Genomic DNA, 11,595 nt, shown 5'->3' with positions numbered 1-11,595 from the left:
GTCCGGTAGGTGCTCATTCAAGTGTCTCGGAGAGTTTGAGCCAACGCTCCTCGGTCGCGACAACCTCGTCTTCGAGCGCCCGCAACTGCTGGGTCAGCTCGGTGATCCCGACGTGATCGGACTGGTCGTATTCGGCGAGCTCGGTGTGCTTTGCCGCGATGCGTTCGGCCAGACGGGCGAGTTGGCGGTCGAGTGCGGTCAACTCTTTCTCGGCGGCCCGGCGCTGAGCGCCCGACATCGCCTGTGCTGGCGCGGCCGGTTCCTGGCTGGCCTTGGCCGCCGGACGTGCCGCGAGTTGCAGGTATTCGTCGATGCCGCCCGGCAGATGGCGCAGCTGGCCGTCCAGGATCGCGTACTGCTGATCGGTGACTCGTTCGAGCAGATAGCGGTCGTGCGAGACGACGATCATGGTGCCGGCCCAGGAGTCGAGTAGGTCCTCGGCGGCGGTCAGCATGTCGGTGTCGACGTCGTTGGTCGGCTCGTCGAGAAGTAGCACGTTGGGTTCCGACAGCAGGGTGAGCATCAGCTGCAACCGCCGCCGCTGCCCGCCGGAGAGTTCGCTGACTCGCGCGGACAGTTGCCCCTTGGCGAAGCCCAGGCGCTCCAGCAACTGTGTCGGGGTGACTTCGCGCCCGTCGACCTGGTAGTCGGCGCGCAGCCGGCCCAACACATCGGCGATCCGGTCTTCGGCGGCCGAGGCCAGCGCGTCGCCCTGCTGATCAAGCACGGCGAGCCGGACGGTCTTGCCGCGCTTGACGCGACCCGAGTCGGGTTGGATGGTCCCGGCGATCAGCCCCAGCAGGGTGGATTTTCCGGCGCCGTTGGCGCCGACGATGCCGGTGCGCTCACCCGGGCCGATCCGCCACTCGACCTCACGCAGCACCGGGCGGTCACCGTAGGATACCGACACGTCGAGTAGATCGATGACGTCCTTGCCCAGCCTGGCGGTGGCGAGCTTGGCCAGTTCGACGGTGTTGCGCAGCGGCGGCACGTCGGCGATCAGTTGATTTGCGGCCTCGATCCGGAACTTCGGTTTAGAGGTTCGCGCTGGCGGGCCGCGCCGCAACCAGGCCAACTCTTTGCGCATCAGGTTCTGCCGCTTGGCTTCGGCCGTGGCCGCCAGCCGGTCGCGTTCCACTCGCTGCAGCACGTAGGCCGCGTAACTGCCTTCAAAGGGCTCCACGATTCCGTCGTGAACTTCCCAGGTGGTGGTGGCGATCTCGTCGAGAAACCAGCGGTCGTGGGTGACCAGTAGCAGTCCGCCGGTGTTGCGCGCCCAGCGTTGTTGGAGGTGGCTGGCCAGCCAGGTGATTCCTTCGATGTCGAGGTGGTTGGTGGGCTCGTCCAGGGCGATCACATCCCAGTCGCCGATCAGGAGGCGGGCCAGCTGCACACGCCGGCGCTGGCCGCCGCTGAGCGTGCCAACCTTGGCGTGCCAGCCAATGTCGGATACCAGGCCGCTGACCACCTCGCGGATGCGCGCATTGCCGGCCCACTGGTGTTCGGGCTGGTCCCCGACAAGTGTCCAACCGACGGTATGGCTCGGGTCCAGGGTGTCGCTTTGGCTGACCGCGCCGATACGCAAGCCACTGCGGCGGGTCACCCGGCCGGAGTCCGGTTGCAGCTCTCCAGTGAGCAGCCCCAGCAGACTGGACTTGCCGTCCCCATTTCGACCGACGATCCCGATGCGTGCGCCATCGTTGACGCCCAATGTCACCGAGTCGAATATCACCTGAGTCGGATATGCCAGGTGTACGCACTCGGCCCCGAGTAGGTGTGCCACCGGCCCAAAACTACCGGCGAGGATGCCGGTGGCGTGCGTTCGGTCGCCGACCCAACATCGGTCTCCCCGCCGACCGGGGGATGTGCTCGCCGAGAAGGCGGTCGTCGGAGATTTGCTGGGTGGGTCTTGCGCGACACGCCGACCGATGGGTGTGGGTGGGGGAGTGAACGTCGCTTCTTCGCCGAGACGGCGACGTGTTGCGTCGGGGTGGTTGGGTGACTAGGTCGAAGGGATGCTCGGCGGTGGCGACGGGGGAGCGGCCGCCTTCCCGTTATACCCAGTACGGGTACTTGGTATAGCCGAGTTGTGGCGCCGCGCCGTGGCGCCTCCGGTGTTCGCTCGAAAGAACCACGTCAACAGCTCGTATTCGGGGCATGCTGCCGCGCTAGTCCGGGCTGGCCGATTTCGTGCTGGGATATACCCCCTAGGGGTGCTAGTCTGATCGCTGCCATGTGCTTTGAGAGGACTCTCCTGAAACCGTGGCCGCGTTACCTGATCGCCGCGGTCGCCGTCGTTTGGTTGCTCGGGAGCCTCATTGCGCGCCACGGGCGACAGGCCGAGAGTGCCGCTGGTCGGGCACTGCCAAACCTGATCGCCGCGTCCGGTCAACTGTTTGCTGGATCGCCCGGTGTGCGGGCCGCCCGCGATTGCCACTGCGTGCGGCAGGCGCAAGCTTGCCCCGACGCGATACAGCACGGCTGGATAACCGGCGCGGTTGGACCGGGCGTCCTGGTGACCGAGGTCGCGCTGGTCGCTTGGCTGGCTGTAACGGTGTTCTCGGCCACCCGAGGGCCGCCGGGATCGCCTGGGTCCATTCGCCTTGTCATGACCGTTACGGGCCGGAGCATCCTGGCCCGGAACTGCATCTCTCGCCGCTGACCGGTCAGCGTTCGCCGCTGTCCAGGTCCGACGCCGCGTGTTCGCGGCACTTGATGCAGGAAAGAGAATGTCGTGAATCGTGTTGTGGACCGAAGGTGCCACCAGACAAATGCCGGCCCCACTGGGTCGGTGCGTTGTGCCAACGCGAAGCGGGTGTGGTCATGACGCCCGGGGACCGGCCACGGGTCGTGGTCATCGGGGCCGGTGTGAGCGGATGGACCACCGCGATGGTGCTGGCCAAGCGGGGTTGGCAGGTCGTCGTCGCGGCCGACGGGTTCGGCATTGACGCGGTGTCCTCGGCGTCCGGGGCGATGTGGGAGTGGCCGCCGTCGCGGTGCGGCCGCTACCACGACCAGGCGGTATTGGCTCGATACGCGGGTTGGGCGATGCGTTCCTACCTGCGCTTCACCCAGCTCGCCTCGGATCCGGGTACCGGGGTGGGCCTGAGGCCGGCGGTGTACTACTTCGGCCGCCGCATCGAGGACGACCCGATCGAGTTCGCGAAGATGTCCGAGGTGAAGCGATTTGTCCCCGGGTTCGTCCACGACCCGGCGCTGATCGATAGGCACGGCGTCAACCGGGACTCCGGTGTGATCGACGTCTATTCCTACCTGGCACCCACCATTGATACCGACTGGTATCTGGCCTGGCCTGGCCTGGCCTGGCCTGGCCTGGCTTGCTCGCGAGGCCAAGAATGCGGGCGTCTGCGTCGACCGCCGACGGATCTTCGGCCCGCTGATCAATCAGGAAAATCGGCTGCTGACCGAATATCGTGCCGAATTGATCATCAACTGCGCGGGACTGGGCGCGCGAGAGCTGGCCGAGGACACGACCGTGGTTCCGCACCGCGGCGCGCTGCTGCGGGTGCTGCAGGAACGTACCGCGACCTCGCGGGTAACCGCAGCTCACGTGGTGGCAAACGATGCCGCTACCGACCAGCAGAACCTGATCTCGATCGCGCCTCGCGGATCGGATCAGCTGGTGCTGGGCGGGCTCGTCGAGCCGGACCGATACCACACCGAATTGAACCTGGCTGACTATCCGCCGTTGCGCATGATGTTCGATCGCTGCGTCGAGTTCTTGCCGGCATTGCGCAGCGCTGCACCAGACGTGATTCATCCGGTACGGGTCGGGTTGCGCCCCTTCCGCCGCGACGGAGTGCGGCTGGAAGCCCAGCGCGGCACTCGGATCGTGCACAACTACGGTCATGGTGGCGCCGGCATCAGCCTCTCCTGGGGATGTGCCCAGGAGGTTGCCGATCTGGCCTACCGAATATTCGCCAGACAGGGCGTTGCCTGACCCGGATCCGCGCACGTGTGTCCGGCACCGCCGGGACGGGGTCTGCGGGGTCTTTCGGCCGACAAACAGCGTGACCAAAACCGCGCAGCGCGCGTATGTGCCATGATGGCCACGCCTAAGGCCTATGCAGGGAGCACTCAGGAGCAGTGGTGGATCTCAATTTGTCGATGGTCACACGTCCGGTCGAGCGTCTGGTGGCCACCGCCCAGAATGGTTTGGAAGTGCTACGGCTGGGAGGCCTGGAAACGGGCAGCGTCCCATCGCCTTCGCAGATCGTCGAGAGCGTACCCATGTACAAGCTGCGACGATACTTTCCGCCGGACAACCGGCCGGGTCAGCCGCCGGTCGGACCGCCGGTGTTGATGGTGCACCCGATGATGATGTCGGCCGACATGTGGGACGTCACCCGAGAAGAAGGCGCCGTCGGAATCTTGCATGCCCGGGGACTGGACCCCTGGGTCATCGACTTCGGCTCACCCGACAAAGTCGAGGGCGGCATGCGCCGCAACCTCGCCGACCATATCGTGGCGCTCAGTGAAGTCATCGACACGGTCAAGGACACCACCGGCAGCGACGTGCACATCGTCGGGTATTCGCAAGGGGGCATGTTCTGCTATCAGGCCGCCGCGTATCGGCGTTCCAAGAACATCGCCAGCATCGTGGCGTTCGGCTCCCCGGTGGACACCTTGGCGGCTCTGCCGATGGGCATTCCGGCCAACTATGGGGCCGCCATCGCAGACTTCATGGCCGATCACGTCTTCAACCGGCTGGATATCCCAAGTTGGATGGCGCGCGCCGGTTTTCAGATGATGGACCCGCTCAAGACCGCCAAGGCCCGGGTGGATTTCGTGCGTCAGCTGCACGACCGTGAAGCGCTGCTGCCGCGCGAGCAGCAGCGCAAATTCCTCGAGCGCGAGGGGTGGATCGCCTGGTCGGGTCCGGCGATCTCGGAGCTGCTCAAGCAGTTCATTGCGCACAACCGAATGATGACCGGTGGTTTCGCCATCAACGGGCAGATGGTGACACTCACCGATATCACCTGCCCGGTACTGGCGTTCGTCGGCGAAGTCGACGACATCGGGCAGCCGGCGTCGGTGCGCGGTATCCGGCGCGCGGCACCCAACACCGATGTCTACGAATGCCTGATCCGGACGGGCCATTTCGGCCTCGTCGTGGGATCCAGGGCTGCCCAGCAGAGCTGGCCGACCGTCGCTGACTGGGTGAATTGGCTGTCTCGCGACGCAGACAAGCCGGCCAACATCAGCCTGATGGTCGAGCAGCCGGCCGAACACACCGACAGCGGTGTCGCGTTCAGCTCCCGCGTCGCGCACGGCCTCGGGGAGGTCTCGGAGGCGGCGCTGGCCGTGGCTCGCGGTGCGGCTGAGGCGGTCTTTGCGGCCAATAGATCGGTACGCACCCTGGCCGTCGAAACGGTCCGCACGCTGCCGCGCCTGGCTCGACTGGGCCAACTCAATGACCACACCCGAATTTCGCTGGGCCGCATCATCGATGAGCAAGCACGTGACGCACGGCAGGGCGAATTCCTGTTGTTCGACGATCGCGTGCACACCTACGAGGCCGTGAACCGGCGCATCAACAACGTCGTTCGGGGTCTGATCGAAGTCGGTGTGCGACAAGGTGACCGGGTGGGCGTGCTGATGGAGACACGGCCCAGCGCCCTGGTCGCGATCGCGGCGCTGTCCCGGTTGGGGGCGGTGGCGGTGCTGATGCGCCAGGACGTCGACCTGGCCGCCCAGGTTCGGCTCGGGGGAGCGACCGAGATCTTGGCTGACCCAACCAATCTCGCTGCTGCGCGGCAACTGCCGGGGCAGATATTGGTGCTGGGCGGTGGCGAGGCGCGCGATCTGGACCTGCCCGAGGACACCGACGTCATCGACATGGAACAGATCGACCCGGACGCCGTCGAACTGCCCGCCTGGTATCGGCAGAACCCTGGTCTAGCAAGGGATCTGGCCTTTATCGCGTTCAGCGGAATCGGCGGTGAGCTGGTGGCGAAGCAGATCACCAACTATCGCTGGGCGGTGTCGGCTTTTGGAACCGCTTCCACGGCCTCGCTGGACCGCAAGGACACGGTCTATGCGTTGACGCCGCTGCACCACGAGTCCGCGCTGCTGGTCAGCTTGGGCGGTGCGGTTGTTGGAGGCGCCCGCATTGCACTGTCCCGCGGATTGCGGCCCGATCGGTTCCTCAACGAAGTGCGGCGATACGGCGTGACGGTGGTGTCCTACACCTGGGCGATGCTGCGTGACGTGGTCGACAATCCCGAGTTTGCGTTGCACGGTAACCATCCGGTGCGGCTGTTCATCGGCTCTGGGATGCCGACCGGACTCTGGGAGCGCGTCGTCGAGACGTTCGCACCCGCTCACGTCGTCGAATTCTTTGCTACTACCGACGGACAGGCGGTGCTGGCCAACGTGTCCGGCGCCAAGATCGGCAGCAAAGGTCGGCCGTTGCCCGGGGCCGGACGTGTTGAGCTCGGTGCCTACGATGCCGAACACGACCTGATTCTGGAGAACGAGCGTGGCTTCGTGCAGATCGCCGAGGCAAACCAGGTCGGGGTGCTGCTGGCCCAATCCAGAGGGCCCATCGATCCGACGGCCTCGGTCAAACGCGGGGTTTTTGCCCCCGCCGACACCTGGATATCCACCGAATACCTGTTCCGCCGCGACGAGGACGGAGACTTCTGGCTGGTGGGCCGGCGCGGCTCGGTGGCGCGCACCGCGCGCGGGATGATCTATGCCGAACCCGTCACCGACGCGCTCGGCCTCATCGACGCCGTCGACCTTGCGGTCACCTACGAAGTCTCGGTCGGCGAGCATCAGCTCGCGGTATTGGCAGTGACACTGCGCCCGGGCGCGACCATCACGGGAGCCGATCTGACCGATGCCGTGGCCGGCATGCCGATCGGCCTGGGCCCCGACCTCGTGCACGTGGTGCCGACGCTCTCGCTCAGCGCGACTTACCGTCCAACGGTCAGCGCCCTGCGGGCGGCCGGGCTTCCCAAGCCGGGACGCCAGGCGTGGTATTTCGATGCCGACACCAGCGAGTTCCGGCGGTTGACGCCGGCGGTACGTGCCGAACTCAGCGGCGAGGCGCCCGCCGATGCTTGACGAGAAGCTGCTCAAGATCCTGGTATGCCCGGCCGACCGGGGTCCGCTGCTGCTCGTCGAGGACGGCGAACGGGGCCGGCTGCTCTACAACCCGCGGCTACGGCGCGCATATCGGATCGACGACGACATTCCGGTCTTGCTGATCGATCAGGCCCGCGACGTCACCGACGATGAGCACGCTCGCTTCACGGCAGCGGGCTTACCGACAGATTCGCCGGCGGGCTGACGTCGCAACCCGACAATGCGGCGGGGCGTGACTATCGGAGAACGTCCCTACGGCCACAACGAACGCGACGAGGATTCGTGGCTGGGTCCGGCCCGGTAGCGTGCCACGCATGGCCATCAAACTCGAGAATGTCGGCATCGCCGTTCGCGACCTCGAAGCAACGATCTCCTTCTTCACCGACCTCGGTCTCACGGTCGTCGGTCGTGACACGGTCAGTGGTGAATGGGCCGACACTGCCGTCGGCCTTGATGGCAACCACGCCAACATTGCGATGCTCCAGACGCCAGACGGGCACGGTCGTCTCGAGCTCTTCGAGTACATCCACCCACCGGTGATCGAGTCGAAGCCCATGCTGCCCAACGAGATTGGAATGCATCGGGTTGCCTTCTCGGTCGACGATATCGACCAGGCTCTCGAGATTGCCGCGAGGCACGGATGCCGTCCACTACGCGGCGTGGCGACCTATCAGGACATCTATAAGCTCACTTACTTACGCGGTCCCAGCGGCATCATTGTGATGCTCGCCGAGGAGCTGACGGCGCGCTGACATCCGAAATCGGCCCACTTTGGCTGTGCCGCTTACCCATTCGGGGCTCTGAGTTCGTCCAGTAGGGGATCGACTGTCGCGCCGTTGCCGGCCGCACCGCACCGATCGTCTGGCAGCCGGGAGTGTCAGACGCGCACTAGGCGTCGGCGACAACGCTGCGACCTATCGTCGGCCTATCCAGTCGGCTACCCATCCTGACCGGCGGTGCCGGGTGCGCCCTGGTTACCGTCGGCACCGTCGCTGCCATTCACGCCAAAGGTTCCCGCCGCGACACCACCGTCGCCGCCGGCACCGGCGCTACCGCCGTTGCCGGCCGCGCCCCCGGCACCGCCAACACCGGAGCCACCAGCGCTGCCGAGAAAACCTCCCTGGCCCCCCGCGCCGCCGGCAGCGCCCGCGGCCCCGCCATCGCCGCCGTCGCCGCCGTCGCCTCCGACAGCGCCGATATTGCCGCTGACGCTGGGGGTTCCGCCGGCACCTCCAGCCCCGCCGGCACCTCCGGCCCCGCCGGCACCTCCGGCCCCGCCGGCACCTCCGGCCCCGCCGGCACCTCCGGCGCCACCGGTACCGGCGGCGCCACCGTTGCCGCCGAATCCGAATACCGAGCTGGCATTACCGCCGTTGCCGCCGACGCCACCGGTGCCGCCATTGACGCCGACGGTAGTGGTATCGCCGCCGTCGCCGCCGAGCCTACCCTCGGCAGCGATGCCCAAATTGGTCGCAGTGCCGATGCCGCCCCCGCCGCCGCCACCTCCGATGCCGCCCGGTGCGCCGGCTCCGCCGGACCCTCCCGTGCCACCGATACCGCCGGCACCCCCGTTGCCGATCAGCAGCCCACCGTGGCCGCCGGTACCGCCCGCACCGCCGTTGCCGCCATCACCGCCGCCGTTGGAGGCCGAGTTTCCGTTGCCGCCGATACCACCATTGCCGCCGTGGCCCACACCGTCGGCGGACGTGCCGTTGCCGCCGGCCCCGCCAGTGCCACCGGCGCCGCCACCGATGTGGCCATCATGACCGGCGCCTCCATTACCGCCTGTCGCGGAGGGGCCGGTCACGGTGGAGTAGTCGTTTAGCGCATCGCCCCCGCGCCCACCGTCGCCCCCGTTGCCACCGATGGCCGGTCACGGTGGAGTAGTCGTTTAGCGCATTGCCCCCGCGCCCACCGTCGCCCCCGTTGCCACCGATGGCGAAGAGGCCGGCGGCACCCCCGTCACCCCCGTTGCCGCCGATTGCGTTCTGGGTGTTGTGCACCGTCGCGCTCCCGCCGGCACCGCCGGTGCCGCCGTTGAGACTGTCGAGGCTGCCGCCACCGCCCGGACCTCCCGCACCGCCATAGATCTCGGTCGGGGGCGGCGCGGTCGAATGTTCCACATTGGTTCCGGCAGCGCCGGTGGATGCCGTCCCCGAGCCGTGGGAACTGACGCCGTCGATCCCGGCCAGACCGGTACCGCCTTGCCCGCCTGCGCCTCCGGAGCCCAATAGCCCAACCGCGTTGCCGCCGCTACCACCGTGGCCGGCGGAGCCCCCGTTTATGCCCGTTATTCCGGTGCCGCCTTGCCCGCCTGCGCCGCCGTTGCCCCACAGCAGGGCACCATCGCCGCCGGTACCGCCGGTACCGCCGGCCGCGCCGGCACCGCCGAATCCGCCGGTGCCTCCGCTGCCGAATCCCACCCCACCGGCGCCGCCGGAACCGCCGGCGCCACCGGTCCCACCGATGCCCCCGTCCCCGAATAGCCACCCGCCGGCGCCGCCGGTGCCACCGGCCGCGCCGGTGCCGCCCGCCCCTCCGGTGCCACCGGTGCCGATCAGCCCGGCCGCTCCGCCGGAACCGCCGACCTGCCCGGTCGCGCCGGACCCGCCGTTGCCGCCGTTGCCCCACAGCAGCCCGCCATCTCCGCCGTTCGCTCCGGTACCGGCAGCTCCGTCGGTACCGTTGCCGATCAGGTCGCGTCCGAACAGCGTTTGGGCGGGTGCATTCACGGCGTCCAGCAGGAACTCCAACGGTGATGCATTGGCGGCCTCGGCGGTCGCATAGGAGAAGCCGCCGGCGGCAAGGGAGCGAACGAGTTGCTCATGGAACGTCGCCGCTTGCACGCTGAATGCCTGATACTGCTTGGCGTGCGCGCTGAACAGGCCAGCGATCGCTAGCGAGACCTAGTCGGCGGCGGCCGCCAGCACCGAGGTCGTGGGGGCGGCCGCTATGGCATCGGCGGCGCTGATCGTCGACCCTATCGTCGCGATGTCCGCTGCCGCCGCCGTAAGCATCTCGGGTGCTGCGATCAAAAATGACATTGGTTGGCTCCTCTACGCTCGCGAGCGGCGGCCACCCAGTGGTACTCGTCCTGGCCATCGGCAGCCACATCTGCATACCAAATAGTATAGGAATGCATACCGAAAGGTATGAAAGTAGCGGCAACGGGTAAGCACCGCGCCGAGAAGCGGCGCGGCGTTCGGTCTCGAGTCCAGCCTCGGCCCGGCACACCGAGCGCCCAGAAGAAGTGCTGAGAGTCTTGGTGTGCCGGGCTGGCCGGTGTCGGCTGTCGCATCTGGGTGGCGGTAGGTTTTGCCTGGCCGCCCATGGCTAAGCGGTGCCTACTGCAGCGCGGGCGAGGGCCCGGTGTTGTTGGTCGAGCGGTCCCACAGCCTCATCGCTGTCGTCGGCGTCATCGGTGACGAGTGCGCTCGTTTCATGACGCAATCTCCTCTGGCAGCTCACCGGTGAGGTGGCGCTGCAGGGTGGGAGCGATGGCCTGTGCGACCTGGTCGGCCGGCAGTGAGGCGAAGGGCTCGATCTTGACGATGTGGCGAGCCATCACCACTCCCAGCAGCTGAGAGGCCACGAACTGGGCGCGGATCCTGCCGGTTCCGGTGGGGGAGTCGACTCGCGAACCTACTTCGCTTGTCACCACCTCCTGCAGGAAAGAACGCGCCAGATTCGACTCGGTGCCTGCCATCAACGCCCGCAGGGTCGAGACGAGCCCGGTGCCCAGCTCCGAATCCCACAGTGGCAGTAACACGGACGGCAGCTTGAGCCCGAGTTCGTCAACGGGGGTTTCGACAATCTGCTCGAGCACCGCAGTCGGATCGATGGGGATTTGGATGGCGGCAGCGAACAGCTGTTGTTTGGTGCCGTAGTAGTGATGCACAAGAGCGGCATCCACGCCGGCGGCCGCAGCCACCGACCGGACCGAGGTTCGGTCAAGACCATTGAGCGCAAAGAGTTCTCGCGCACAGGTCAGGATGTGTTCCCTGGTGTTTGACGTGCCGATGGGGCGTCCAGGTCGCCGGCGTCCGGTGTTTGTCGTTTCCACGCTAGGGCGTCCGTCGGCGTAGGGCTGCGGCGGCCAGGCAAAGGGATGCGACCGCGAAAACCACCACGACGACGATGTCGCGAAGAGCGATGTAGGTGAGCTCGGGATGAGCTCCCACCTGCTGCAAGGCTTCCAGAGCATAGCTTGCGGGCATGGCGTTGCAAACCCGCTCGAGCAAGGTCGGCACGACTGCAGCAGCGACGATGCTGCCGGCCAGCAGCAATTGCGGCAAACCGGCCAGCATGTCCAGCCGCCGCAGCGGCGTGGTCAGTGCCGGCAGGACCATTGCAACGCTGCGGTGATCGGCATGGAGAGATACGCCTCCTTCAACGACATGCATCCAGTGTCCTTCCGTACTTGGTTCGGGGTGGTGTGCGCCACTAGGCGGCCAGCACGCATCGGCGCAGTGCTCGGCTTCA

Annotated in this window: 6 protein-coding genes and 3 pseudogenes; 5 read left to right on the top strand and 4 right to left on the bottom strand. The window is 67.1% G+C overall.

Annotated features, from left to right (window positions below):
• Window positions 1–13 precede the first annotated feature (13 nt).
• Window positions 14–1,783 carry an ABC-F family ATP-binding cassette domain-containing protein gene (locus MMSP_RS17035; RefSeq protein ID WP_020787641.1) on the bottom strand — a complete coding sequence of 590 codons (1,770 nt, stop codon included), beginning with the start codon at window positions 1,781–1,783 and terminating at the stop codon, window positions 14–16.
• Between the two features lie 932 nt (window positions 1,784–2,715).
• On the opposite strand from MMSP_RS17035, the pseudogene MMSP_RS29895 reads away from it, so the two are divergent.
• The 5 genes and pseudogenes from MMSP_RS29895 to MMSP_RS17010 form a co-directional block, all read left to right on the top strand.
• Window positions 2,716–3,072: pseudogene (locus MMSP_RS29895) on the top strand (FAD-dependent oxidoreductase); the annotation flags it as partial.
• 214 nt (window positions 3,073–3,286) lie between these two features.
• Window positions 3,287–3,961: an FAD-dependent oxidoreductase gene (locus MMSP_RS28720; RefSeq protein ID WP_235065788.1), complete on the top strand. Its 675-nt coding sequence runs from the start codon at window positions 3,287–3,289 to the stop codon at window positions 3,959–3,961.
• Between the two features lie 146 nt (window positions 3,962–4,107).
• Complete coding sequence (locus tag MMSP_RS17020) at window positions 4,108–7,092, top strand: acyl-CoA synthetase (protein WP_086085345.1); 2,985 nt, start codon at window positions 4,108–4,110, stop codon at window positions 7,090–7,092.
• Window positions 7,085–7,318: a Trm112 family protein gene (locus MMSP_RS17015; protein WP_011739775.1), complete on the top strand. Its 234-nt coding sequence runs from the start codon at window positions 7,085–7,087 to the stop codon at window positions 7,316–7,318. Before MMSP_RS17020 ends, MMSP_RS17015 begins: the two co-directional genes overlap by 8 nt.
• Before the next feature lie 109 nt (window positions 7,319–7,427).
• Window positions 7,428–7,865, top strand: a complete 438-nt coding sequence (locus MMSP_RS17010; RefSeq protein WP_015355946.1) for a VOC family protein — start codon at window positions 7,428–7,430, stop codon at window positions 7,863–7,865.
• 185 nt (window positions 7,866–8,050) lie between these two features.
• Here the strand turns inward: MMSP_RS17010 and MMSP_RS29370 are convergent.
• The 3 genes and pseudogenes from MMSP_RS29370 to MMSP_RS16995 all read right to left on the bottom strand — a co-directional run.
• Window positions 8,051–10,157, bottom strand: a pseudogene (locus MMSP_RS29370) (PE family protein).
• A 395-nt stretch (window positions 10,158–10,552) separates the two neighbouring features.
• Window positions 10,553–11,176 (bottom strand): TetR/AcrR family transcriptional regulator, encoded by a 624-nt coding sequence (locus MMSP_RS17000; RefSeq protein WP_036426655.1) that lies wholly within the window; start codon window positions 11,174–11,176, stop codon window positions 10,553–10,555.
• Window position 11,177: 1 nt separating this feature from the next.
• Window positions 11,178–11,417: pseudogene (locus MMSP_RS16995) on the bottom strand (antibiotic resistance ABC transporter efflux protein); the annotation flags it as partial.
• Window positions 11,418–11,595: the final 178 nt, after the last annotated feature.

It is taken from the genome of Mycobacterium sp. 012931 (genome assembly GCF_000419295.1).
Lineage (GTDB): Bacteria > Actinomycetota > Actinomycetes > Mycobacteriales > Mycobacteriaceae > Mycobacterium > Mycobacterium marinum.
Note: the sequence above shows the minus strand (reverse complement) of the source record. Positions and strands in the feature narration are given on the sequence as shown.